Raw genomic sequence first — 23,230 nt, forward strand, 5'->3', positions numbered from 1 at the left:
TCGAATAGTAGTGGCGGGCCTCTGCTTGACCTTCAACAAGGTCAGGATAGGGCAAGTACCACCTGTGTTCAATGGGTGCGTACCGACCCGTCCGGCCGAGTAATTTGGGAGTAGGTACCGGGTCCCGGCTGAGTAGGTACCCGGGTAGGCGAGCTAGGTGGAGCGGTTGAGGGCCCGGCCAACAATGGTCTGGGTGAGCGCTTCAATGACCTCCGTGTTGGCCAGCGGGTTGCGAATCAGGGTGAAGTCGACGTCGCCGACGGGCGGCAGGTCGAAACGCCGGGTGATGATTTTCAGGTCCTCCGGAACCAGAGAGGACGGCATCACGGCGACGCCGATGCCTGCCCGGACGGCGGCGAGCACGCCGCTGATCTGCCGGGTGGTGCAGGTGATGCGCCAGGTCCGGCCGGTGGCTTCGAGGGCGTCGATGGCCAGCTTCCTGCTCAGGCTGGGCGCGGGGTAGGCGATCAGCGGCACCGGATTGCCCGGGTCCAGGACAGTTTGCTCCAGCCCCACCCAGGAGAAGGAGTCCTGCTGCACCACGGTGCCGTCCTTGGCCCCGGCCACCCACTTGACGAAGACGAGGTCCAGCTGGCCGGCATTGAGCCGTTTGTAGAGCTGGTCGCTTTGGCCCACCGTGAGTTCGAGGTTGATCTGTGGGTAGATCTGGCGGAACTCGCGCAGGATCCGGGGGAGCCCGGTGATCGCCAGGTCGTCCGCTGTGCCGAAGCGCAGCCGGCCGCGCATGGCCGATCCGGAGAAGTAGCGGGCGGCGGAATCGTGGGCGGCAAGGATGCTGCGCGCGAAGCCGGCCATGGCGTCGCCGTTGTCCGTCAGGCGCACATCGCGGGTATCGCGGGCTATCAGGGTGCGCCTGGCCGCGGCCTCCAGTTTCCTGACGTGCTGGCTGACGGTCGGCTGCGCCAGCCCGAGGCGTTCTGCCGCCCTCGTGAAGCTCAGCGTCTCGGCCACCGCCAGGAAGGAGCGGAGCTGGGCGGGTTCAAACATGCGGCCTCCCGGTCAGTGCGTCTCTTGCTCGGTCCACCATCGCCCCCAGTCCATTGCGTTTCGTGATGCTAGTTATGCGCGGAATAGCCTTCCATTATCGATTGCGGCTAGCTTAGCGTTAAGCCAACCCCCGTAGGCCCCGTTCCCCTGAGGATCTTCCGTGCCACCCCCTCCGCCTCTCCAGGCCGCCGATTCCCAGCATGACCACCCCGCGCAGCTCTCGCTGCCACCTGTCACCCAGCCGGTCGGCGTCGTCAGTGAGCGGCTGCCGTGGCGGCACACCTTCATTTCACTCAAGGTCCGCAACTTCCGGATTTTCGCGATCGGGCACTTCATCGCGGTGGTCGCCCTGTGGATGCAACGGATCGCCCAGGACTGGCTCGTGCTCCAGCTCTCCGGTTCCGTCACCGCCGTCGGCGTCACCGTGGCCCTGCAGTTCCTGCCCTCGCTTCTTCTGGGCCCCTGGGGCGGCATGATGGCCGACCGCTTCGCCAAGCGGAAAATCCTGGTGCTGTGCCAGTGCGCGGCCGCGGTCCTGGCGGCAACCCTCGCAAGCCTGGCCCTGACGCAGCGGATCGAGGTCTGGCACGTCTACACGATCGCGCTGGTCCTGGGTCTGGTCACGGTGCTGGACCAGCCGGCGCGGCAGGTCTTCGTCAACGAACTCGTGGGCCCGGCGTATCTGCGGAACGCCATCAGCGTGAACTCCACCATCTTCCAGCTCGGGGGATTGATCGGCCCGGCCGTTGCGGGGGTCCTGCTCAGCGCGGTGGGGGCCGGCTGGGCGTTCGCCGCCAATGCGGTGGCGTGCTGTTCCACGCTGACGATGCTCCTGGTCCTGCGCAGGGACGAGCTGCACCTCACGCTGCCGGCCGCCAAACGGAAGGGCATGCTCAAAGAGGGGCTGCGCTACGCCCTGGCCAAGCCCACGATCTACTGGCCCTGGCTTATGGCGGCCTTCGTCGCGGTGTTCGCGATGAGCCTGCCCGTGCTGCTGGCGGCCTTCGCCGACCACGTGTACCACGCCGGTGCGGGCGGCTACGGGCTGCTCAACTCTTTGGTGGCACTCGGGGCCCTGGCCGGGGCCATCACATCCGCCCGGCGCCGGCAGCTCCGGCTGCGCTCGGTCATGCTGGGGGCAGGAATGTACGGGCTGATGCTCTGCCTGGCCGCCGCGGCACCCTCGAAGGAGTGGTTCGGCGCGGCCATGGTGCTGGCCGGCTTCTGGTGCCTGATGTTCCTCACCGCGGCCAACCAGCTCGTCCAGGTCAGCGCCAACATGGGAATCCGCGGCCGGGTCATGAGCCTGTACATCATGGTGCTGATCGGCGGGCAGGCGATCGGCGGCCCGCTGATGGGATGGCTGGCAGAGCACCTGGATCCCCGCACGGCGATCCTGGTTTCCGGCGGCGTGCCCGCGCTGGCGGCCGCGGTGGTCGCCGTCGTGCTGGCCCGGCGTGGCGAGCTGACGCTCAAGGTGGACCTGAAGGACCGGCGGCGCCTGCTCCGGATCGTCCCGGCCTAAGCTTTCCGCGCCGGCTACGACTTTTCGCGCCGAAAACGGACAGCCGCTACGCGGATCGGCGTAGCGGCTGTCCGGAAACGGAGCAGAAAACCGGGTGCGGCGCGAAGCTGCTAGCCGGCCACGGGCAGGTGCGGGTACCCCGACTGCCGCTGCTGGAACTCCAGCACATCCGGGTTGAGCACCACGCCGTCGCGGATTTCAATCGCGCGGCGGATGGTTTCGTTGCTGTCCCAGGCTGCGGGCCCGGCGAGCACAGTCTCCAGGAACGGCAGCAGCGCCTCGCTGATCTCGGAACTGGCCGAGTTCCAGAGGTAGGACGGGCTGTGGTCCACCGCGTAGTAGTCGATGTGGTCGCCTACCGTAAACATGGGCTCGGTGAAGGTGGTGGTTTTCGCCCAACTGAAGCCCATGCCTTCGTCGCAGGACACGTCCACGATCAGGCTGCCCGGCCGGAAAGCGTCCAGGTCTTCGGTGCGCAGGTAGGTCAGCGGAGCGTTCGGGTCCTGCAGGGTGCAGTTGACCACGATGTCGCTCTCCGCGAGGAAGGGCGCCAGCGGCACCCGGCCCCGTTCGGTGATGACTTCGCTCAGGAACGGCGCCTCATTGTCGTGGTCGAACTGCGCGATCCGCACCGAGTGGATGGGTGAACCCACCGCGGCGACTCCGCGGTTGGTCAGCACCTGCACGTCGTGGACGCCGTGGGCGTTGAGGGCCGTCACGGCGCCGCGGGCGGTGGCGCCGAAACCGATTACGACGGCGCTCAGCCGGCGGCCGTAGTCCCCCGTGGTGCCGGTCAGGGCCAGGGCATGCAGCACCGAGCAGTAGCCAGCCAACTCGTTGTTCTTATGGAAGACGTGCAGGCCGAAGCCGCCGTCGCTGGCCCAGTGGTTCATCGCCTCAAACGCGATGAGCGTGAGCTTCTTGTCGATCGCCAGCTGGGTGATCGCCGCATCCTGGACGCAGTGCGGCCAGCCCCAGAGGACCTGCCCGTCGCGCAATTCGGCGAGGTCCTCCGGCTGCGGCTTGGGCAGCAGTACGACGTCGGCCTCGGCCAACAGCTGCGCCCGCGGCATGATGCCGCCCACGAGACCGGCCAAGTGGGCGTCCGAAACGCCAAAGCGCTCGCCGTAGCCTTCTTCCAGGATCAGTTGCTGCCTGAGCTCCGGGGCAATGCGTTCAAAGTGCCGGGGATGGATGGGAAGGCGGCGTTCGTCCGGCTTGCGTGTGGTGGCCAGGACACCGAGGGTGAGGTGGTTCGGGGAACCGGTCACTTCTTTTTGGGGCTCGCCGTCTTGGCGGCGGTCACTTTGTCGAGGGAGCTGGGCGGCGCCGCGGCGGCCCTCTTGTCAGCGCGCTTTTCCTTGATGGACTTGCCGGACTTCTTGGATGCTGCTTGACGGGGGGACTTGTCAGCCATGATTGCTCCTGTAGCGGAACCGAAGAGGTTCCTGACTCCTGACGATACAGGTAGCTACCTAACCGACTCCGGTGCAGTGGTGCGGGCGCGGAGCGGTGGACGAACTGGAGCGGCTGACGGGAATCGAACCCGCGTATCAAGCTTGGGAAGCTAGCGCTCTACCATTGAGCTACAGCCGCAGTGGGACTGGCCAATAATCTGGCCAATAATCCCGGCGAAAACAACGAGATTTACACTACCGCAGTCTGAAGCCCACTTGGAACAGCCACACCGGGGCCATTCTGCGAGGAGCCGAGGGCTTCTCCCCTGGAAGACCGGATCTCCGGCCTCCCCTTCGCGTCCGGCGGACACCTCGCTTTGCCAATTCAGGACGGACTCGAATTTCAACGGGTAGACCCATCTCAGATGCGCGTATACCTGCCTCCACTGTCGCGTGGTCAGAAGGCAAAAAGAGGTAGCCCACACTCGTGTGCCCCCAAAGACCATCCACTTGACTAGGGGAGATCGCAGCCAACCCCTAGTCGCTAGAAGGTCTCATCATGGTTCGTGGAGCGCTTATCCCTGTTCCTGTTGTCCGACTATTGGATATAGGCAAATGGCGGGGCTCTGGCTTTGACAATGTCCAGCCCCCCGCTCAAAGGGCTGAAGAGGCTTCCGGCTCCGCGCGGCGGCGGTCATGAGCGAACTCAAACACCGCCGGCCTTTGCACGCAGCGGCCCGGTTGGCCGCCCCAGCGAGCATCCCGCAGCGCAAGTTGGCTTCGGCGAGGCCGCAGCACTCGGTGTGGGACGACGAATCCCGGATTGACATGGCGGCCTCCAGGAGGGCGGTCTCACTTCGGTGGAGGAACTTCGCCAACCGCCTTCGAATCACCGACGGGGCAGCCATTGCCGTCGCGGTGGCGTCGGCCTACGTGTTCAGGTTCGGCTCCGAGGCAACAACCTCGGCCGGGGCGGAATTTGAAGCGAAATATCTGGTGGTCTCCACACTGCTCCTTGTTGCCTGGATCGCTTCGCTCGAGATTTACCACACCCGCGATTGCCGGACGTTTGGCGTCGGCGGAGCCGAATACAAGAGAGTTGCACAGGCCACGCTCAAGCTGTTCGGCGCCCTGGCCATTGCGATGGTTTTCTTCCGCTTTGAAGTGGTTCGCGGCTACTTCGCTGTGGCGTTGCCCCTGGGGCTCCTGCTGCTTACCGGCAACCGCTGGCTCTGGCGCCGGTGGTTGAACCGCAAGAGGGCGGAAGGCAAGTACCTGTCGCGGGTGATAGTGATCGGAGACCGGAGCGACGTCGAGTACGTCATCAACCAGATCGAAAAGAACCCTACCGCCGGCTACGAAATTTCCGGCGTGGGGTTGCCGACCCTGGAGAAGTCCACCGAGCTCCGGTCGCCTTGGTACCGGATCCCGGTGGTGTCCACCCTGGCGGACGTGTCGAGGATGGTAGAAGTCGCGGGCGCGGACGCGGTCATCGTCGCGGGACGGGTACCCGGTGGCAGCAAGTACATCCGGGAGCTGGGATGGAAGCTGGAGGCGACGGCGACGGAACTCGTCCTGGCTTCCACCCTCACCAACGTTGCCGGTCCGCGAATCCACTGGCGTCCGGTTGATGGATTGCCGCTCGTGCACGTCGAGCTTCCCCAATATGCGGGCGGCAAGCACGTTCTCAAGCGCGTCATCGACATCGCCGTCGCGTCGCTGGCATTGCTGGTGCTGTCGCCGCTCATGCTGGTTCTCGCCATCATCGTCAAGCGGGACAGCGCCGGCCCCATCTTCTTCCGCCAGTTGAGGGCAGGCAGAAACGGCGAGCCTTTCTACATGCTGAAGTTCCGATCGATGGTCCAAACCGCCGAAAAGGACCTGGAGTCCGTGCGGGAACTCAACGAAGGATCCGGACTGCTGTTCAAAATCCGGAACGATCCGCGGGTCACCAGGTGCGGACGCTGGATGCGCAAGTACTCCTTGGATGAGCTCCCGCAGTTCTGGAACGTACTGACCGGTGAGATGAGCTTGGTCGGCCCTCGGCCGCCGCTGCCATCGGAAGTTGAACGGTATGAGAAGTTCACCAACCGCCGGCTGCTCATCAAGCCTGGAATCACCGGACTGTGGCAGGTTAATGGCCGTTCCACTCTTCCGTGGGAGGAGAGCGTCCGGTTGGATCTGTACTACGTGGAGAACTGGTCCCTCACCGGCGACCTCATCATCATGTGGAGGACTTTCAGGGCCATGCGCAGCCCCGTCGGCGCGTACTGAGGGGCGATGACTTTTCGCATCGGCTACGCAGCCGGGACCGGCCCCACCGTGATGCCCGGACACCAACTCCGTCGGTAACTCTTCGGTAAAGGCCTGCCGCGCAGGGGTGGTGTGCCGGGCCCTGCTGGGTACCCTGAAGGGGTTAGCTGCAGTCTCCGGGGAACGGGCTACGTCCATTAGCCGTCCGCCGAACGAGGATTTCCGTGGCCTTTGCCGAGTACGAAGTCGTGATCCAACGCGACGCGATGAGCGTTTACAACTTCCTGCTGGATCCCCGGAACCTGGCGTCCTGGCGGGACGGGATCAGCGGTGTTGAACTCATTTCCGGCGCAGCGGGATCGATGGGGGCGGTCTACCGCCCGGTCTTTGCCGGCACGGGGCGGCCGGCGGTTGCCGACTTCGAACTCACCGCGACCCGGCCCGGAGCCGAGATCCAGTTCCAGGTCATTGCCGGACCGGCGCGTCCGCACGGCGGCTACTACCTGAGCACAGAGGGCGGCAGCACCCGCGTCCGCTTCGCCCTCCGGTACCGGCCGCCCGGCGCCGGGGTACTGATGTATCCAAGGGTGCGCCGGGCCATGAAGGCGCAGGTCGCGCAGCTCGAGCGGCTCAAGGCCGTGCTGGAGCACCAGCGGGCCGCCGCATAGGGCCTCACGGGAGTAACACTTGCCCCACGCGGACCAGCCGGCAATTACTGGGGTATTTTTGATCCTGTGCTGATCTCTGACCGCGACATTCGTACCGAAATCGACTCCCAGCGGATTGTGCTGGAGCCGTTCGACCCTGACATGGTTCAACCGTCGTCGGTGGACGTGCGGATTGACCGCTTTTTCCGGCTTTTCGATAACCACAAGTACGCGCATATTGACCCTGCCGAGGACCAGCCCGAGCTGACCCGCCTGGTGGAGGTTGACGCGGGCGAGCCGTTCATCCTGCACCCGGGCGAGTTCGTGCTGGGCTCCACCTACGAGACCGTCACGCTGCCGGACGATATTGCGGCGCGGCTCGAGGGTAAGTCCTCGCTGGGCCGCCTTGGCCTGCTGACGCATTCGACGGCGGGGTTCATCGACCCCGGATTTTCCGGACACGTCACACTGGAGCTCTCCAACATGGCCACCCTGCCGATCAAGCTCTGGCCGGGCATGAAAATCGGGCAGCTCTGCTTCTTCCGGCTGTCCTCGGCCGCCGAACACCCGTATGGTTCCGGCGAGTATGGCAACCGCTATCAGGGCCAGCGCGGCCCGACGGCAAGCCGCAGCCACCTGAACTTCCACCGCACCGAGATCTAGGCGGCCCGGAAGGGTCCTAGCCGGCGGGCCGGACCGGGAGGGCAGTGCGCCTGGCCGGGCGGCGCAGCGTCCGCACGATCGGCTCCACGAAGCGGGCAGCCAGCGGACCCATCACGGCCATGATCAACACATAGGCGGTGGCCAGGGCAGCGAGCTCCCTGGGCACCACGCCGGAAGCCACCGCGAGCCCGGCGATCACGATGGAGAATTCTCCGCGGGCGATCAGGGCCGCCCCGGCACGGAAGCGGCCCGGCAGGGCGATGCCGGCCCGCTTGGCTGCCCAGATTCCGGTGATCATCTTGGTGGCCGCCGTCAGGACGGCCAGGACCAGGGCCCAGCCAAGCACGGGCGGGATGGACGTCGGGTCCGTGTTGAGGCCAAAGACCACGAAGAAGATCGCGGCGAATAGGTCGCGCAGGGGTTCAAGGATCCGTGTGGCGCTGTGCGCGGTGGCTCCGGAGATCGCGATCCCGAGCATGAAGGCGCCGACGGCGGCGGAGACCTGCATGGCGGCGGCCAGTCCCGCGACCAACAGCGCGGCCCCTAGCAGGTTGAGCAGGAACACCTCGGAGTTTTCGCTGTGGACGGCCTTGGACACGTGGTGGCCGTGCCGCAAGGCGACCACCAGCACCAGGGTGACGACGGCGAGGGAGATCCCCACCGTCTGCAGCCCCACCAGGAAACTGACTCCGGCGAGCGTGGCCGTCAGGATTGGCAGGTAGACGGCCATGGCCAGGTCCTCGAAGACCAGGATGGACAGGATCACGGGTGTCTCGCGGTTACCGATCCGGCCGAGGTCCGTGATGACTTTCGCGGCGATCCCGGACGAGGAAATGTAAGTGACACCGCCCATCACCATCGCCCCCACCAGCCCCCAGCCCAGGAGCAGTGCCAGGCCCGCCCCCGGCAGGAAGTTCAGCACCAGGTCCAGGACGCCGGCCTGCCAGGACCGCCGCAGGCCTGTCACCAGCTCGGCCGCCGTATATTCCAACCCGAGCATAAGCAGAAGGAGGATGACGCCGATCTCACTGGAGAGATGGGCGAACTCGTGCATCCCTTCCAGCTTGACCAGACCGCCTGCCCCGAAGAACAGGCCGCCGACGAGGTAAAGCGGAATGGGGGACATGCCGATCCGCCCGGCCAGTCTGGCCAGCAGGCCAAGACAGAACACGACGGCCCCCAGTTCGATGAGGGTCAGGGCGAGCGGATCCATGCCGCTTATCCGTTGCGCAGGATGCTGGCTGCCGTGTCCAGGCCTTCTTGCGTGCCGACGGCGACGAGGAGGTCGCCGGGGTGCAGGACGACGTCGGGGCCCGGCGAGGGGAGGACTTCGCCCTCGCGCATGATGGCCACGATCGAGGCGCCGCTGCGGGTCCGGATGCAGGCTTTGCCCATGGGCTGGTTCTGGAAGGGGGAATCCGCGGCGATGGAGAACTGCCGGGTGACGATCCCGGGGACCTCCCGGTGCGCTTCGGACAGCTGCATGGCAAGGCGCTGTCCGCCCAGAAGGTTGCCGAGGGCGGCGGCCTCGTCGGCGGTCAGCGGGATGGAGGCCTGGCAGGTGTCCGGGTCGTCCCAGGTCGAGACGATCAGCTCGGTCTGGCCTTCGCGGTACTCGACGACGCCGATCCGGCGTCCCGAGGCGGTCATGAAGTCCTTGCGCCGGCCCAGGCCGGGAAGGTCTGTCTCATCCACGTTCATGCCTCCAGCCTAGTGTCCCGGCGGAGTTTTGGGGCGGGTTCAGGCCCCCGGCACGACGGCGATTTCCGTCCTGCCCGGCGGCTTGACGGGCAGCATCACCAGCAGCCCGGCCAGCAGGACCACCATGATGCCGAGGATGCCCCACCGCTGCGCTTCGCCGGGCGCAACCAGGGGCGTCGCGACCGCGATGCACAGGGTGAAGAGCGCCGGCGCCAGGAAGCTGACGGCCCGGCCGGTGGTGGCGTAGAGGCCGAAGAGTTCGCCCGATTCACCGTGCGGCGCGAGCCGGGCCAGGTAGGCGCGGGACGAGGACTGGGCCGGACCCACGAAGAGGCACAGGAACAGGCCGAACACCCAGAACGTCGTGCTTCCGGCCCAGTCCATGCCGAAGAAGGAATAGTTCCCGTTCCCCAGCGCCAGGAGCACGCTGCCCGCGATCAGCAGGCCGATCAGCGAACCGATGATGACCGCCTTGGGCCCTACCCGGTCGTCCAGCAAACCGCCCAGCAGCGCGCCAACCGCGGCCACAACGTTGCCGAAGATGGCGAAGAAGATGACCTGCTTGAGTTCGAAGCCGAAAGTGCCGGCGGCGATGATCCCGCCAAAGGTGAACACCGCGGCCAGCCCGTCGCGGAAGATGGCGCTGGCCAGCAGGAAGTAAATGGTGTGCGGGCTTGTCCGGTAGATGGCGCGGATGCGGCGCACGAGCAGGCTGTAGGAGGCGAAGAACCCCAGACCGGACTGCCGGGCCTTGGGCACTTCCGGGACTGCGAGCATCACCGGAATCGCGAAGACCAGGAACCAGAGCGCGGAGAACACCGCCACAAGACGGATGTTCAGGCTCTCCTCGGTGGATGCCCCGAACCACTCGAAGCTGGGCTGGACGAAGAGCTGGAGCACGATCAGCAACGCGACAATGCCGCCGAGGTAGCCAGAGGCCCAGCCGAAGCCGCTGATCTTGCCGATGTTCGCGGGCGTGGAGATCTGGGCGAGCATGGCGTTGTAATTGACGCCGGCGAATTCGAAGAACACGTTGCCAAGCGCGATCAGGGTCACCCCGAGAAGCAGGAATTCGGGACGCGGGAAGACAAAGAAGCAGAGCCCCGTCAGGAGCGCGACGGCGGCCGTGTTGACCCCCAGCCACAGCTTGCGGCGGCCTCCGCTGTCCGAACGCTGGCCGGTGACCGGGGCCAGCAGGGCGATGGCCGCCCCGGCGATGGCCAGGGCGGAGCCGAGGACCGCCGAGGCTTCGTCTTCGCCGCCGAAGGCCTTGGAGGTCAGGTAGACGGTGAAGACGAAGGTGGTCATGACCGCATTGAAGGCCGCGGAGCCCCAGTCCCAGGCGGCCCAGGCCACGACCTGGCCCTTGCCGGTGGCATGGCTGCCGGACTCGAGTTCCGAGGCCGGACGCATGGCCTCGGAGGCGGTGGCGGAGTTCATAGCCTGAATGTTAGCCGTCCGCGGCGGACCGCCGGCGGAGAAACGGCTAGGCAACGCCGGGTCTTCGTTGCCGGGTCGGTGGAACCGCGGCCCCAATGGCTGGCGTCCTCCGCGCACGTCACCGTAAAAACAATTTGTGCACGCTTGGTAAACTAGCCGCACCGAACCTAACCAATTGCCCCGCCTGCTCCAACTTTTTGACAATCGAATTCCTGACGTTGCGGAGATACCAGTGATCACAGTCCTTGCCGTGCACTTCGCGGTGGCTGCTGTGGCGCCGTTCCTCTTCCGCAGGCTGGGCAGGAACGCGTTCTTCGCGCTGGCCGCGGTGCCCGCAGGCTCGTTCGTCTGGCTGCTCCTCCAGCACGGCGCGGTGTATTCATACGCCGGGTCCACCGCGGTGACCCTCCCGTGGATTCCGGACCTCCGGCTGGAGCTGGCGTTCCGGATGGATGCCCTGGCCTGGGTCATGTCCCTGCTGGTCCTGGGTGTCGGTGCGCTGGTCCTGGTCTACTGTGCCCGGTACTTCAAGGACAAGGACAGCCATCTCGGCGGCTTCGGAGCCCAACTGCTGGCGTTTGCCGGGGCCATGTTCGGCCTGGTCACCGCCGACGACCTGCTCCTGATGTTTATTTTCTGGGAACTCACCACGGTCCTGTCCTACCTGCTGATCGGCTACGCCCGCACGAGGTTGTCGGCCCGTCGCTCGGCGCTGCAGGCGTTGGTGGTGACCACTGCAGGCGGCCTGGCCATGCTGGTGGGCCTGATCATGCTGGGCTCAACCGCGGGTACCTACCGGATCTCGACCATCCTGCAGATGGCGCCCGAGCTGGTGACGGGACCGGCCGCGGCCGCCGTGGCGGCCGCCGTCGTGCTGGTCCTTGTGGGCGCGATCACCAAGTCCGCGCTGGTCCCGTTCCACTTCTGGCTCCCCGGGGCGATGGCCGCGCCGACGCCGGTGAGCGCGTACCTGCACGCCGCCGCCATGGTGAAGGCGGGCATCTACCTCGTGGCGCGGCTTGCCCCCGGGTTCGCCGAGACGGCGTACTGGCTCCCGCTGGTGCTGGGCCTCGGCCTGGCCACCATGCTGGTGGGCGGTTACCGGGCCCTGCGCCAGACGGACATCAAGCTCATCCTCGCCTACGGCACGGTCAGCCAGCTCGGCTTCCTGACCATGGTGGTGGGGCTCGGCAAGCCCGATGCGGCGCTCGCCGGCCTCGCCCTGCTGCTGGCCCACGGCCTCTTCAAGGCCACGCTGTTCCTCGTGGTCGGCATCATCGACCACCAGGCGGGGACCCGCGACATCCGCAAGCTCTCCGGGGTTTACCGGTCCTCCCGCGCCCTGGCCGTGGTGGCTGCGATCGGTGCCGCGTCGATGGCCGGAGTGCCGCCGCTGGCAGGTTTCGTGGCGAAGGAATCCGTCTTCGAGGCCTTCGTGCATCACGCGGGGACCGGGCCGTGGGGTTTGGTTATCCTGGTCGGCCTGGTGCTGGGCTCCATCCTGACCTTCGCCTACAGCGCACGTTTCATGTGGGGCGCCTTCGCGGTCAAATCCGGCGTGCCGGCCACCCGTTTCAAGGCCGTCAAGCCGGCATTCCTTGCCGCCCCCGCCGTGCTGAGCCTGCTGACCCTCCTCTACGGCGTGTGGCCTGCGCCGGTGGACGCCTGGATCCAGCCGTACGCGGCGCTCTTCGCCGGCCACGCCGAAGCCGGTGGTGTGGATCCCGACGCCGCCGGGCACCTCGCGCTGTGGCACGGGTTCACCCCGGCGCTGGGCCTGACCGCGATCACGTTCGCCCTTGGACTGGCGATGTTCTACGGACGCAACGCCGTTTCCCGCGCGCAGGCGCTGGTGCCCGGCTGGATCGACGGCGACCGCAGCTACCAGCGCACCATCGGCGCCCTCGACGACGTCGCCGTCTGGGTCACCGGCCGCACCCAGCGAGGCTCGCTCTTCTTCTACCTGGCCGTCATCCTGACGGTGGCCTTCGTCCTGCCGCTCACGGCGATGCTGCTGGCCAACAAGCCGCTACCCGGCGGCCTGTACTTCATCGACCCCGGTTCGCCGCTGCAGCTCGTCGCGGGCGCCGGCATCGTGATCGGCGCACTCGCCGCGGTGCGGGCCAACAAGCGCTTCCTGGCCGTGCTGATGGTGTCGGTCACCGGCTACGGCATCGCCTTGATGTTCGCGCTCCAGGGCGCCCCGGACCTGGCCCTGACCCAGATGCTGGTGGAAACCATCATCCTGGTGGCCTTCGTCCTCGCCATGCGGAGCCTGCCGGCGGAGCTGCGGGACCGCACCGGCGGTAAGTACCGGGTGACCCGGGTGATCATCGGCGCGGCGTTCGGCCTCACCATGGTCTTCGTAGCGATCTACGCCCTGAGCTCCCGGGTCGCCACTCCGGTCTCGCTGGAGTTCCCGCGCCTGGCCTACGAGGGCGGCGGGGGACTGAACGTCGTCAACGTCACCCTCGTGGACATCCGGGCCTGGGACACCTTCGGCGAGATCTCCGTGCTGGCGCTCGCCGCCACCGGGGTCGCCAGCCTGATCTTCGTCCGCGGCCGCGGCGACCGCATCGGGCCCTCGTCGTCCGTGGCGGAAGGAACCGTCGGCCGCCGGACGCATCAGCCCGCCCACACCAGGGACAACGCGGCGCTGGCCTTGAGCCGGCGGTTTGCCGCGTCGACTCGCGACGCGTGGCTAGTGGCGGGACGGACCATGGCCCCGGAGCGGCGGTCGATCATTTTTGAAGTCGTCACCCGGCTGATCTTCCATTCGATGATCGTCTTCTCCATCTACCTGCTGCTCGCCGGACACAACCTTCCCGGCGGCGGTTTCGCCGGCGGGCTCACGGCCGGGCTCGCCCTCACCATCCGCTACCTCGCCGGGGGCCGCTTCGAGCTGCGCGAGGCCACCCCGGTCAGCGCCGGCGCCCTGCTGGGGATCGGGCTCGCGACGGCCGCGGCGTCCGGCGTCGCGCCGCTGCTGCTTGGCGGCCAGGTCTTCCAAAGTGCCGTGATCGAACTCTGGCTGCCGGTCTTCGGCGACATCAAGTTCGTCACCTCCACCATCTTCGACATCGGCGTCTACATCGTCGTTGTCGGCCTGGCGCTGGACGTGCTCCGCAGCCTCGGCGCGGAAATCGACGAACATTTCGAGGAACAGCCCGCGGAAGAACCCGCGGAGCCGTCCGACGACCGGGAAGCCGACGGCGTCCCGGCCGAAACCACCGCCAAGGGGAGCGCATGAGCGTCAATCTGACCCTGCTGACGGTCATGGGAGCCCTCTACGCCTGCGGCATCTATTTGATCCTGGAACGCAGCCTCACCCGGGTCCTGCTGGGCCTGATGCTGCTGGCCAACGCCACCAACCTGCTGATCCTGGCCACTGGCGGCTATGCGGGCCTCGCACCGCTGTTCAACAAAGACTCGGCCGCCGGCGACTACAGCGACCCGCTCCCGCAGGCGCTGATCCTGACCTCGATCGTGATCTCCTTCGCCGTCACGGCCTTCATGCTGGGCATCATCTACCGCACCTGGGTGCTGGCCCGGCAGGACGAAATCCAGGACGACGCCGAGGACCGCCGGGTGGCCGAGACCCCCAGCTTCGACGCCGAGGACGACGCCGTCATCCCGGCGGAGACCTCCGAGTTCCCTCTCGTGGCGGCCGATCCGACGGACGCTGCGGGGGGACCCGACCCGACGGAGACCGTGCAGGCGGGCGCCCGCCGGATGCCGGCCATGGACGCCGCCGCCGAGGAACAACCCGGATCCCGCAACATCACGCCCGGCCCGGAAGGAGGGACCAAGTGAACATCGCAAGCTTTGCCCCGCTCGCCGTCGTCCTCCCCATCCTGGGGGCCGCCCTGACCTTCCTGCTGATCCGGCAACCACGGGCGCAACGGACCGTCAGCATTGCCCTCCTCTCGCTGACGCTACTGCTCGAATGCCTGCTGCTGGCCTCCGTCTGGCAGGGCGGCACGGCGGCGGTCAACATCGGCGGCTGGCTGCCGCCCTGGGGCATCGTGATGGTGGTGGACCAGTTCTCCTCGCTCATGCTGGTGGTGTCCTCGACCGTCAGCCTTGCCGTGCTGGTCTACGCCACCGGGCAGGGCATGGCCGACGGCGACCGCGACGCGCCCGTCTCGATCTTCCACCCCACCTACCTGATCCTGGTGGCGGGCGTGTCCAACGCGTTTCTCTCCGGTGATCTCTTCAACCTCTACGTGGGCTTCGAGATCCTGCTGACCGCCAGCTACGTGCTGATGACCCTGGGCGGGACGGGTCCGCGGATCCGCGCGGGTGTGACGTACGTGGTGGTCTCGGTGGTCTCCTCGGTGCTGTTCCTGATCGCGATCGCCATGATCTACGGCGCCACCGGAACCATCAACATGGCGGACCTTGCCATCAAGCTGATGGATCTGGACCAGGGCACCCGGAACCTGCTGCACGTGCTGCTGCTCGTGGCGTTCGGCATCAAGGCCGCCGTGTTCCCGCTGAGTTTCTGGCTCCCGGACTCGTATCCGACGGCCCCCGCCCCGGTCACCGCAGTGTTTGCCGGCCTGCTCACCAAGGTGGGGGTCTACGCCATGGTCCGGACCGAGACCCTGCTCTTCCCGGGGGACACGTTCAACACCCCGCTGATGGTCGCTGCCCTGCTGACCATGGTGGTGGGGATCCTGGGCGCCCTAGCGCAGAGCGACATCAAGCGACTGCTCTCCTTCACCCTGGTCAGCCACATCGGTTACATGGTGTTCGGCCTGGCGATGTCGTCCGTGGCGGGGCTGGGGGCCGCGGTGTTCTACGTGGCGCACCACATCACCATCCAGACGAGCCTGTTCCTCGTGACCGGCCTGATCGAGCGCCGCGCCGGGAGTTCCTCGGTGGACCGGATCGCCGGGCTGGCCAAGCTCTCGCCGCTGCTGGCGGTGCTGTTCTTCGTGCCGGCCATGAACCTGGCCGGGATCCCGCCGTTCTCCGGATTCCTCGGCAAACTGGGCCTCCTGCAGGCCGGCGTCGCCCTCGGCACCCCGCTGGCCTACGCACTCGTGGCCGGCGGCGTGCTGACCAGCCTGCTGACCCTGCTGGCCATCGCACGCGTCTGGAACCGCGCCTTCTGGCGCAAGCCCGAGGACGCCGAACACCCCGATCCCGTGCTGCTCGCCCCCCCCGCCGACGCGGCCACCGGCCACCGCGCGGGCCAGCAGAACGTGACCCTGCTGCCGCGGACCATGGTGGGCTCCACTCTGGGCCTGGTGCTGTTCGGGGTGGCGCTGACGGTGTTTGCCGGGCCGCTCTTCCGGGTGGCGGACCAGTCCGCCGGGGAGATGCTGAACCGGTCCGCCTATATCCAGGCCGTGCTTGGGGACGAGGCGCCGGTTCCGGTAATCGCCCAGCCGATGCGGCAGGAGGGCGGCAAATGACACGGAAGAGGGTCTCGCTGCGCCAGGAGCTGCCGCTGCTGGTCTGGCTCGTTATTGTCTGGGGTGCCCTGTGGCAGGACTTCAGCGCCGGAAACCTGCTCTTCGGCGCCCTGATCGCGGTGGTGGTGGCCCGGCTGTTCTACCTGCCGCCGGTGGAACTGGGGGGCCGCTTCAACGTGCTGCGCGCCGTGCCGTTCGCGCTGGTCTTCCTGGCCAAGGTCGTGGCGGCCAGCTTCCAGGTCCTGTACCTGGCCGTGGTCCGTGGTCCGCGGGTGATCAGCGCCGTCATAGCCGTCCCGCTCCGCAGCCATTCAGACCTGCTGGTGACCGCCACGGGACACGTCATCTCCCTGATCCCGGGGTCCGTGGTGGTGGAGGTGGACAGGTCCACGTCCACGCTCTACATCCACGGCATCAACGTCCGAGACGCCGAGGACGCGGCCAAGCTCCGCAAGGAGGTCCGCGACACCGAGGCCGGGCTGATCCGGATCATGGGCACCAGGGCCGAACTGTCCGCACTGAAGCAGGAGGCCGGGGCATGATGCCGCTGGTTTTGACCATTACCGCGGTCGTGCTGTCGCTCGCCGCGGCCGGCGCGATCATCCGCATTGCGCGGGGGCCCTCGCTGCTGGACCGGGTGCTGGCCGCCGACGTGCTGCTGGCCATCCTAGGCGCGGCGCTGTGCATCGACATGGCCGTGAACCGGCACCTGAACAACCTGATGCTGCTGGTGTCCATCTCGATCATCGGCTTTGTCGGTTCGGTGACGGTGGCCCGATTCGTTGCCGACCGGAGGAAGCAGCCCAATGAGTCCTGACACGATTTCCGCCGACGCCGTAATCGACACCGTCTCGGCCGTGTTCATGGTGGTCGGGGCGCTGATGTCCCTCGGCGCGGCCATCGGCCTGCTGCGGTTCCCCGACCTCATGAGCCGGATGCACGCCGCGACTAAGCCGCAGGTGCTGGGGCTTTTCCTGCTGCTCTGCGCCGTGGGGCTGCAGCTGCGCACCTGGTGGGTGTGGCCGGTGCTGGTGGTCGCGTGGATCTTCCAGCTGCTCACAGTGCCGGTCTCCGCCCACATGGTTGGCCGCGCCGGCTACCGCACCAAGCACCTGCACCCCGAGCTGCTGAGCGCCGACGAGCTGGAAGCCGTGGTGCAGCAGGCGGCCGGCAAGCGCGGATTCACGGACGACGACGACGAGTAACGCCGCCGGCGGCGATATGGCTTAGACCAGGTCCTGGGTCTTGGCGAAGCGGGTGATTGCCCGCTGCGTGCCGCGGTTGGCGAGGACCTGGATGATGGCGCTGACCGAGGCCGAAATGAGGGCGAATGTCAGGGCCTGGCGCAGGGTGGTGGGGACGTCGTCGTCGTGGCCCTTGGGCGGCTTGTTGCCGGTGGTCTTTTCCCAGACGGTGTCGACTACCTTGGTGCCGACGAAGCCGGCGAGGAGGCTGACGCCGGTGCCAAGCAGTTTGATGAAGATGTTCATACTTCGTACTCCTTGCGGGAGGAAACAGGGCTTCCCCTAGCCTAGCGTCCCCGGGCGGCCGAGGATTTCGGTCAGTGCCTCGACCACCAGCTCGTGGTCGTCCTTCTGCGGCAGCCCCGACACCGTGACGGTGCCTACCACCCCGGTTCCGCGCAGGTAGATGGGGAACGAGCCGCCGTGGGCTGCAAACTCCCGCTGGTCGAACCAGGCGTTGTCCTCGATCCTCTGACCGGCAGCGCGCGCCCGCAGGCCCACCAGCAGCGACGGGACTTCATACCGCACCGCGGTGCGCTGTTTGGCCTTGATCCAGCGCTCATTGTCCGGGGTGGCRCCCTCCAGTGCGGCGTGGAAGAGGACCTGATCGCCCTTGCTGATGTCGATGGCGATCGGGTAGGAGCGCTGGCGGCCGAGTTGGACCAGGAGGAGGCCCAGGTCCAGCGCGTCGTCCTTGCTGAAGGACCGGAACTGCAGTTCGTCGATTTCGGCCAGGATGCGGCCGATGAGCGCGGCCAGGGATCCCGGCGGCTGTGGTTCCGCGGAGTCCGGGTCGTACTCGGGGGAAGGCACTGGTGCGTCGGTCATGGGACTCAGCTTCCGTTAGGTGGCCGCCGCTGCGCAAGCCCAACTGACTCGCAGTTGTTGCCGTTATGAGCCCTCAAAACGACAACGACTGCGAGTCACTTGGGAGTGCCGCCGGGTGTAAACTAAGCCAGCCCACAAGGGCGATTTAGATACGACAGGGGAGCGCCGCCGTCGGGCATCACTGGAGAAATCCAAGGTAACCGTAGGTGGGCGCTGAGAGTGCGGACAGCCGCAGACCCTCGAACCTGATCCGGTTAGTACCGGCGCAAGGGAGTCGAGTTCTCAGGGTGCCCGGCACCCGTGGCTAAGGCCGCGGTGCCGCCGGAGCACCCTCCCCTCCTGTACCTCAGGAGGACGATATGACTGACATTTCTGCGAAGCAGACACTGACCACCGGCAAATACAGCTGGCGCGTGGTCGACATTGTGGTGGCCGCGTTGATCGCTGTTGCCGGCGGTGTGATTTTCTGGGCCTGGTCCCAGGGTTCCAACCTTGTTTCCGTCCCGCTCAACGCGGTCTACCCGCCGCTGACCGGGCTCTACGCCGGCGGCTGGATGATCCCGGCGGTGCTAGGCATGCTCGTTATCCGCAAGCCCGGGGCGGCGCTGTTCTGCGAAGCGGTGGCCGCCACCGGCGAGCTGATCATGGGCTCGCAGTACGGCACCACCGTGCTGATCTCCGGCATCCTGCAGGGCCTGGGCGCCGAACTCATCTTTGCCGCGTTCCTGTACAAGAAGTTCAACCTTCCGCTGTCCCTGCTGGCCGGTGCCGGTGCGGGCCTGTTCTGCGGCCTGAACGACTCCTTCCTGCCCTGGGGCTGGAACATCGCGTACGAAACCGGTGACAAGCTCGCCTACATCGTCTTCTGCGCCATCTCCGGAGCGGTGATTGCCGGGGGACTGTCCTGGCTCGCCACCCGCGGCCTGGCCAAGACCGGGGTGCTGGCCTCGTTCGGGTCCCGCAAGGCGGCATCGGAACCCGTCTTCTCCTGATGCCCGCACACGCATGAGATCTGTCGACGACGTACGCCCGGCCGCGGTCAGCGCCCGCGGCTGGGGCTGGCGGCACGCCGGCCGGGCCCGGCCCGCCGTGAGCGGCCTGGACCTGGACATCCGCCCGGGCGAGCGCGTGCTGTTGCTGGGCCCGTCCGGCGCCGGCAAGTCCACGCTGTTGCACGCCCTGGCCGGTGTGCTGGGGGACAGCACTGCGGCAGCCGCGTCCGCTGGTGCTTCCGCTGATGCCGAGGACTCCGATGAGACCGGCAGCCTGCTGATCGACGGAGCCCCGCCCAGGGCCCGGCGCGGGCGGGCCGGGCTGATGCAGCAGGACCCGGAGACCCAGGTGGTGCTGTCGCGGCTCGGCGACGACGTGGCCTTCGGGGCCGAAAACCTCTCGGTCCCCCCGGCGGACATTTGGCGGCGGGTGGGGGAGGCGCTCGACGACGTCGGGCTGGGCGGCCTGCCGCTGCAACACCCGACGTCGTCGCTCTCCGGCGGCCAGAAGCAGCGGCTGGCGCTCGCCGGGATCCTCGCGATGCGGCCCGGGCTGCTGCTCCTCGATGAGCCCACCGCCAACCTTGACCCGGCCGGTGTCCTGGAGGTCCGCGACGCCGTGGGACGGTGCCTGGACAAGACCGGGGCCACCCTGGTGGTGGTGGAGCACCGGGTTGCTGTCTGGAAAGACCTTGTGGACCGGATCGTCGTGCTGCAGCCCGGATCCGCCACGGACTCCGCCGTGCTGCTGGACGGGCCCCCGGACCTGGTCCTGGAGCAGGCGCGGGACATGCTCATCTCCGCCGGCGTCTGGGTGCCGGGCCATGTGCCCGCCACCCGGGCCCGCCGCGGCCGAACAGGACCGGAAGGGGACGCCGGGGCCGGCCAGCTGCTGCTGGCCGCAGAGGAACTGGCCGTGTCCCGCGAACGGCCCCGCCGCACCGGTTTGCTGCGGGGCTTCAGCACGGTACCGCCCGTCCCGGTGCAGTCCGGCCTCACGGCCCGGGTCCGGTCCGGCCAGGCGCTGACCGTCACCGGCCCCAATGGCTCCGGGAAGTCGACCTTCGCCCTGACCCTGGCAGGCCTGCTGGCCCCGGTCACCGGCGCGGTGTCCGCCACCACCGAGCTGAGCGCCGGCGCGGGCATCGATCCGTACAAATGGAGGGCCCAGCAGTTGATCGCCAGGATCGGCACGGTGTTCCAGGAACCCGAGCACCAGTTCGTCACCGGCAGGGTGCTGGACGAACTGATGTTCGGTCCCCGCCAGCTGGGCCGCGGCGAAGAACGGGTCGACGAGCTGCTGGAACGGCTCCGGCTCCGCGAACTCGTGGACGCCAACCCCTACACGCTCTCCGGCGGGGAAAAACGGCGGCTCTCCGTGGCCACCGTGCTGGCTGCCCACCCGCAGGTGCTGGTGCTGGACGAACCCACCTTCGGCCAGGACGCCAACACCTGGGCGGAACTGGCCTCCTTCCTCTCCGAGCTTCTCGACGCCGGGACCGCGGTGGTCTCGGTGACCCACGACGCGGAGTTCAGCGAGGTCCTGGGCGGCACCGAGCTGAAGCTCGGCGCACCGCAGTCGGGCGCGCCGGGACTACCCGGCAGGACGAATCCGGGGGTGGCGGCGCCATGAGGGACGCCCTGACCCTGCGCGGAAACCACGCTCTGCTGACCCGCGCCAACCCGCTGGCGAAATTCTCCGGCGTCGTGCTCATCACGGTCGCGCTGGCGCTGTCCATCGACTGGGTGTCCGCGTCCGTGGCGCTCGCCTTCGAACTGCTGCTGTTCCCGCTGGCGGGCCTGACCCTGGCCCTGCTCTGGCAGCGCGGCTGGCCGCTGATCCTCGCGGCCGCCGTGGGCGGCTGGAGCACCGCGATCCTGGCCCCGGACCATGGCAGGATACTGCTCGACGTCGGCATCTGGTCCATCAGCGAGGGCTCGCTGCAGCTCGGGCTGGGCTTCCTGCTGCGCGGCCTCGCGATCGCGCTGCCGGCGGTGCTGCTGATGAGCTGCACGGACCCGACGGACCTGGCCGACGCCCTGGCGCAGCAGGCGAAGCTGCCGCACCGCTTCGTGCTGGGCACCCTGGCCGCGATGCGGCTGGTGGGGCTCATGGCCGAGGAATGGCAGACCATCGGCATGGCCCGGCGAGCCCGCGGTGTCGGCTCACACGGAAACCCGGCGCAGCGGCTCAAGGCCACGCTGGGGCAGAGCTTCGGGTTGATGGTCCAGGCCGTCCGCCGTGCCTCCCGGCTCGCGGTGACCATGGAAGCGCGGGGCTTTGGCGGCGCGCAGCGGACCTGGGCGCGGAAGGCGACGTTCAGCCGGCTGGACGCGTGGGTGGTCCTCGGTGGCCTGCTGATCTCGGGTGCCGCCGTGGCCGCGGCCGTCGCTGCCGGGACGTGGAACATGGTGTTCCTCGGCCAGCAGTAGCGTCCGCATATCGCACGAGACGGATATTCTGTGAGCTATATTGCAGTTCCGGGGTTTTGGCCCGTCAAAATAGCTCATCCGTGATATTTATTGCATATGACTCAACAGACTGCTGAATATGTCGGCGCCGTACTCCGGGACGCCCGCGGCGAGAAGGGCTGGACCCAGGGACAGCTCGCGGCCGAGCTGGGAACCAGCCAGAGCGCCATCGCCCGGATGGAGCAGGGCAAGCAGAACCTGAGCCTGAAAATGATTGAGCGGCTCGAATCCATTTTCGGCCGCGCCATCGTCAAAGTCGGCCGGCCGCAGATGACCCACCTGCGGGTGGAGGGCGGCCGCACGCTCTCCGGCGCCGTGGATGTCAACAGCAGCAAGAACGCCGGCGTCGCGCTGCTGTGCGCGAGCCTCATCAACCGCGGCACCACCGTCCTGCGGCGGCTGGCCCGGATCGAAGAGGTCAACCGGATCGTGGAGGTCCTGACCAGCATCGGCGTCGAGTGCACCTGGCTCGACGCGAACGACCTGCAGATCCGCCGACCGGCCGTGCTGGACCTCGACTCGATGGACGTCGAGGCCGCCCGCCGCACCCGCAGCGTCATCATGCTCCTGGGCCCGTTGCTCGATGAGTCCAGCGAATACCGGCTGCCCTACGCCGGTGGCTGCGACCTTGGCACCCGCACCGTGGAGCCGCACATGCAGGCCCTGCGCCAGTTCGGCCTCAGCGTCGAGGCGAAGTCCGGCTTCTACAGCGTGCAGGCACCGCCCGCAGACGGCCACGACCGTTCCTTCGTCCTGAGCGAGCGCGGCGACACCGTGACCGAAAACGCCATCATGGCCGCCGCCCACCGCCGCGGCACCACCATCATTCGCAACGCCAGCCCAAACTACATGGTCCAGGACCTCTGCTTCTACCTGCAGATGCTGGGCGTGGAGATCGACGGCGTGGGAACCACGACGCTGAAGATCGTCGGCCGCCCGTCGATCGACGCCGACATCGAGTATTTCCCGTCCGAGGACCCGATCGAGGCGATGAGCCTGATCACCGCCGGCATCGTGACCAACTCCGAAGTCACGATCCGCCGCGTCCCGATCGAGTTCATGGAGATCGAACTGGCGACCCTCGAGCAGATGGGCCAGCGGCTGGAGGTATCCGCGGAGTACCTTGCCCGCAACGGCCGCACCCGGTTGGTGGACGTCACCACCAAACCCTCCGAGCTGCGGGCGCCAACGGACAAGATCCACCCGATGCCATTCCCCGGCCTGAACATCGACAACCTGCCGTTCTTCGCCGTCATCGCCGCCAACGCCCACGGCCAGACGATGATCCATGACTGGGTCTACGAGAACCGGGCCATCTACCTGACCGAGCTGAACAAGCTGGGCGCCCAGGTCCAGCTGCTGGATCCGCACCGGATCTACGTCAACGGGCCCACCAAGTGGCGGGCCGCGGAAGTCGGCTGCCCGCCGGCCCTGCGCCCGGCTGCCTGCCTGCTGCTGGCCATGCTCGCCGCGCGTGGTGTGTCAGAGCTGCGCAACATTTACGTGATCGAACGCGGCTACGAGGACCTGGCCGAGCGGCTTAACACCATCGGCGCCAAGATCGAGTATTTCCAGGACTGAATCGTCTGAGCGGCGATTTTGGGGTAGCGCGCCGGGGCGGGTGCTGACGCACAATG

The 23,230-nt window shown here is 67.5% G+C and carries 22 protein-coding genes, 1 tRNA gene and 1 riboswitch; of the genes, 14 read left to right on the forward strand and 9 right to left on the reverse strand.

Translation table 11 applies throughout. The features are described from left to right. Positions 1-153: 153 nt before the first annotated feature. Positions 154-1,008, reverse strand: a complete 855-nt coding sequence (locus AC1DGE_RS03320) for a LysR substrate-binding domain-containing protein (protein WP_441416561.1) — start codon at positions 1,006-1,008, stop codon at positions 154-156. 160 nt (positions 1,009-1,168) lie between these two features. Between AC1DGE_RS03320 and AC1DGE_RS03325 the strand changes: the two genes are divergently transcribed. Next, positions 1,169-2,533, forward strand: a complete 1,365-nt coding sequence (locus AC1DGE_RS03325) for an MFS transporter (RefSeq protein WP_476916905.1) — start codon at positions 1,169-1,171, stop codon at positions 2,531-2,533. Between the two features lie 110 nt (positions 2,534-2,643). Here AC1DGE_RS03325 and AC1DGE_RS03330 read toward each other — a convergent pair whose 3' ends face one another. The 3 genes from AC1DGE_RS03330 to AC1DGE_RS03340 form a co-directional block, all read right to left on the reverse strand. Further along, on the reverse strand, positions 2,644-3,804 hold the full coding sequence (locus tag AC1DGE_RS03330; protein WP_476916906.1) for a N(5)-(carboxyethyl)ornithine synthase: 1,161 nt from the start codon (positions 3,802-3,804) through the stop codon (positions 2,644-2,646). Further along, the gene (locus tag AC1DGE_RS03335) at positions 3,801-3,950 is read right to left on the reverse strand and encodes a hypothetical protein (protein ID WP_441416564.1); all 150 of its coding nucleotides are present in this window, start codon (positions 3,948-3,950) and stop codon (positions 3,801-3,803) included. Before AC1DGE_RS03335 ends, AC1DGE_RS03330 begins: the two co-directional genes overlap by 4 nt. A 105-nt stretch (positions 3,951-4,055) precedes the next feature. After that, positions 4,056-4,129, reverse strand: a tRNA-Gly gene (locus AC1DGE_RS03340). A 497-nt stretch (positions 4,130-4,626) separates the two neighbouring features. Between AC1DGE_RS03340 and AC1DGE_RS03345 the strand changes: the two genes are divergently transcribed. The 3 genes from AC1DGE_RS03345 to dcd all read left to right on the forward strand — a co-directional run bounded on the left by AC1DGE_RS03345 (position 4,627) and on the right by dcd (position 7,493). Next, positions 4,627-6,204 (forward strand): sugar transferase, encoded by a 1,578-nt coding sequence (locus AC1DGE_RS03345; protein ID WP_476909207.1) that lies wholly within the window; start codon positions 4,627-4,629, stop codon positions 6,202-6,204. A gap of 203 nt (positions 6,205-6,407) precedes the next feature. Beyond that, positions 6,408-6,851 (forward strand): SRPBCC family protein, encoded by a 444-nt coding sequence (locus AC1DGE_RS03350; protein WP_441416566.1) that lies wholly within the window; start codon positions 6,408-6,410, stop codon positions 6,849-6,851. Between the two features lie 66 nt (positions 6,852-6,917). Next, entirely contained in the window at positions 6,918-7,493 is a 576-nt protein-coding gene (dcd, locus tag AC1DGE_RS03355) for a dCTP deaminase (RefSeq protein ID WP_441416567.1), read from the forward strand. A 16-nt stretch (positions 7,494-7,509) separates the two neighbouring features. Here dcd and AC1DGE_RS03360 read toward each other — a convergent pair whose 3' ends face one another. The 3 genes from AC1DGE_RS03360 to AC1DGE_RS03370 are packed head-to-tail and all read right to left on the reverse strand — an operon-like array spanning position 7,510 to position 10,634. Beyond that, positions 7,510-8,706, reverse strand: coding sequence for a cation:proton antiporter (locus tag AC1DGE_RS03360; protein ID WP_476909208.1), 1,197 nt, complete (start codon positions 8,704-8,706; stop codon positions 7,510-7,512). A gap of 5 nt (positions 8,707-8,711) precedes the next feature. Further along, a complete protein-coding gene (locus AC1DGE_RS03365) occupies positions 8,712-9,194 on the reverse strand; it encodes a cation:proton antiporter regulatory subunit (RefSeq protein ID WP_175322308.1) in 483 nt (160 codons plus the stop codon). Between the two features lie 39 nt (positions 9,195-9,233). Next, a complete protein-coding gene (locus AC1DGE_RS03370) occupies positions 9,234-10,634 on the reverse strand; it encodes an MFS transporter (RefSeq protein ID WP_476916907.1) in 1,401 nt (466 codons plus the stop codon). Positions 10,635-10,866: 232 nt separating this feature from the next. Here AC1DGE_RS03370 and AC1DGE_RS03375 point away from each other — a divergent pair, with 232 nt between their 5' ends. Genes AC1DGE_RS03375 through mnhG form a run of 6 tightly spaced genes read left to right on the forward strand, consistent with a single transcriptional unit; the run spans position 10,867 to position 17,262 of the window. Beyond that, complete coding sequence (locus tag AC1DGE_RS03375) at positions 10,867-13,884, forward strand: Na+/H+ antiporter subunit A (protein WP_476916908.1); 3,018 nt, start codon at positions 10,867-10,869, stop codon at positions 13,882-13,884. Then, entirely contained in the window at positions 13,881-14,447 is a 567-nt protein-coding gene (locus AC1DGE_RS03380; RefSeq protein ID WP_476916909.1) for a Na(+)/H(+) antiporter subunit C, read from the forward strand. Before AC1DGE_RS03375 ends, AC1DGE_RS03380 begins: the two co-directional genes overlap by 4 nt. Then, entirely contained in the window at positions 14,444-16,057 is a 1,614-nt protein-coding gene (locus AC1DGE_RS03385; protein ID WP_476916910.1) for a Na+/H+ antiporter subunit D, read from the forward strand. The genes AC1DGE_RS03380 and AC1DGE_RS03385 overlap by 4 nt, the downstream gene beginning before the upstream one ends. Next, entirely contained in the window at positions 16,054-16,599 is a 546-nt protein-coding gene (locus AC1DGE_RS03390; RefSeq protein WP_441416574.1) for a Na+/H+ antiporter subunit E, read from the forward strand. Before AC1DGE_RS03385 ends, AC1DGE_RS03390 begins: the two co-directional genes overlap by 4 nt. Beyond that, complete coding sequence (locus tag AC1DGE_RS03395) at positions 16,596-16,874, forward strand: MrpF/PhaF family protein (protein ID WP_175322314.1); 279 nt, start codon at positions 16,596-16,598, stop codon at positions 16,872-16,874. The genes AC1DGE_RS03390 and AC1DGE_RS03395 overlap by 4 nt, the downstream gene beginning before the upstream one ends. Next, positions 16,864-17,262 (forward strand): monovalent cation/H(+) antiporter subunit G, encoded by a 399-nt coding sequence (gene mnhG, locus AC1DGE_RS03400; RefSeq protein ID WP_441416575.1) that lies wholly within the window; start codon positions 16,864-16,866, stop codon positions 17,260-17,262. The genes AC1DGE_RS03395 and mnhG overlap by 11 nt, the downstream gene beginning before the upstream one ends. 21 nt (positions 17,263-17,283) lie before the next feature. On the opposite strand, the gene AC1DGE_RS03405 is transcribed toward mnhG, so the two are convergent. Together AC1DGE_RS03405 and AC1DGE_RS03410 are read right to left on the reverse strand one after the other, a co-directional pair. Further along, positions 17,284-17,547 (reverse strand): DUF4235 domain-containing protein, encoded by a 264-nt coding sequence (locus tag AC1DGE_RS03405; RefSeq protein WP_441416576.1) that lies wholly within the window; start codon positions 17,545-17,547, stop codon positions 17,284-17,286. 36 nt (positions 17,548-17,583) lie between these two features. Further along, complete coding sequence (locus AC1DGE_RS03410) at positions 17,584-18,129, reverse strand: heme-degrading domain-containing protein (protein WP_441416577.1); 546 nt, start codon at positions 18,127-18,129, stop codon at positions 17,584-17,586. A gap of 146 nt (positions 18,130-18,275) precedes the next feature. Then, positions 18,276-18,419, forward strand: a riboswitch (TPP riboswitch). Between the two features lie 69 nt (positions 18,420-18,488). On the opposite strand from AC1DGE_RS03410, the gene AC1DGE_RS03415 reads away from it, so the two are divergent. The 4 genes from AC1DGE_RS03415 (at position 18,489) to AC1DGE_RS03430 (ending at position 23,174) form a co-directional block, all read left to right on the forward strand. Continuing rightward, on the forward strand, positions 18,489-19,121 hold the full coding sequence (locus tag AC1DGE_RS03415; RefSeq protein ID WP_476916911.1) for an ECF transporter S component: 633 nt from the start codon (positions 18,489-18,491) through the stop codon (positions 19,119-19,121). A gap of 13 nt (positions 19,122-19,134) precedes the next feature. Continuing rightward, positions 19,135-20,754 carry an ABC transporter ATP-binding protein gene (locus AC1DGE_RS03420; protein WP_476916912.1) on the forward strand — a complete coding sequence of 540 codons (1,620 nt, stop codon included), beginning with the start codon at positions 19,135-19,137 and terminating at the stop codon, positions 20,752-20,754. Further along, positions 20,751-21,554, forward strand: coding sequence for an energy-coupling factor transporter transmembrane component T family protein (locus AC1DGE_RS03425; protein WP_441416580.1), 804 nt, complete (start codon positions 20,751-20,753; stop codon positions 21,552-21,554). Before AC1DGE_RS03420 ends, AC1DGE_RS03425 begins: the two co-directional genes overlap by 4 nt. Positions 21,555-21,650: 96 nt before the next feature. Next, entirely contained in the window at positions 21,651-23,174 is a 1,524-nt protein-coding gene (locus AC1DGE_RS03430) for a UDP-N-acetylglucosamine 1-carboxyvinyltransferase (RefSeq protein ID WP_441416581.1), read from the forward strand. The last annotated feature ends 56 nt before the right edge of the window (positions 23,175-23,230 follow it).

The sequence above is a fragment of the Arthrobacter sp. 05N425 genome, assembly GCF_056397125.1.

Bases quoted from the DNA above. Each gene is read 5' to 3' on its own strand.
- AC1DGE_RS03320 (WP_441416561.1), bottom strand. From the start codon at position 1,008: ATGTTTGAACCCGCCCAGCTCCGCTCCTTCCTGGCGGTGGCCGAGACG.
- AC1DGE_RS03335 (WP_441416564.1), bottom strand. From the start codon at position 3,950: ATGGCTGACAAGTCCCCCCGTCAAGCAGCATCCAAGAAGTCCGGCAAG.
- AC1DGE_RS03345 (WP_476909207.1), top strand. From the start codon at position 4,627: ATGAGCGAACTCAAACACCGCCGGCCTTTGCACGCAGCGGCCCGGTTG.
- AC1DGE_RS03360 (WP_476909208.1), bottom strand. From the start codon at position 8,706: ATGGATCCGCTCGCCCTGACCCTCATCGAACTGGGGGCCGTCGTGTTC.
- AC1DGE_RS03365 (WP_175322308.1), bottom strand. From the start codon at position 9,194: ATGAACGTGGATGAGACAGACCTTCCCGGCCTGGGCCGGCGCAAGGAC.
- AC1DGE_RS03370 (WP_476916907.1), bottom strand. From the start codon at position 10,634: ATGAACTCCGCCACCGCCTCCGAGGCCATGCGTCCGGCCTCGGAACTC.
- AC1DGE_RS03380 (WP_476916909.1), top strand. From the start codon at position 13,881: ATGAGCGTCAATCTGACCCTGCTGACGGTCATGGGAGCCCTCTACGCC.
- AC1DGE_RS03390 (WP_441416574.1), top strand. From the start codon at position 16,054: ATGACACGGAAGAGGGTCTCGCTGCGCCAGGAGCTGCCGCTGCTGGTC.
- AC1DGE_RS03395 (WP_175322314.1), top strand. From the start codon at position 16,596: ATGATGCCGCTGGTTTTGACCATTACCGCGGTCGTGCTGTCGCTCGCC.
- mnhG (WP_441416575.1), top strand. From the start codon at position 16,864: ATGAGTCCTGACACGATTTCCGCCGACGCCGTAATCGACACCGTCTCG.
- AC1DGE_RS03405 (WP_441416576.1), bottom strand. From the start codon at position 17,547: ATGAACATCTTCATCAAACTGCTTGGCACCGGCGTCAGCCTCCTCGCC.
- AC1DGE_RS03415 (WP_476916911.1), top strand. From the start codon at position 18,489: ATGACTGACATTTCTGCGAAGCAGACACTGACCACCGGCAAATACAGC.
- AC1DGE_RS03420 (WP_476916912.1), top strand. From the start codon at position 19,135: ATGAGATCTGTCGACGACGTACGCCCGGCCGCGGTCAGCGCCCGCGGC.
- AC1DGE_RS03425 (WP_441416580.1), top strand. From the start codon at position 20,751: ATGAGGGACGCCCTGACCCTGCGCGGAAACCACGCTCTGCTGACCCGC.
- AC1DGE_RS03430 (WP_441416581.1), top strand. From the start codon at position 21,651: ATGACTCAACAGACTGCTGAATATGTCGGCGCCGTACTCCGGGACGCC.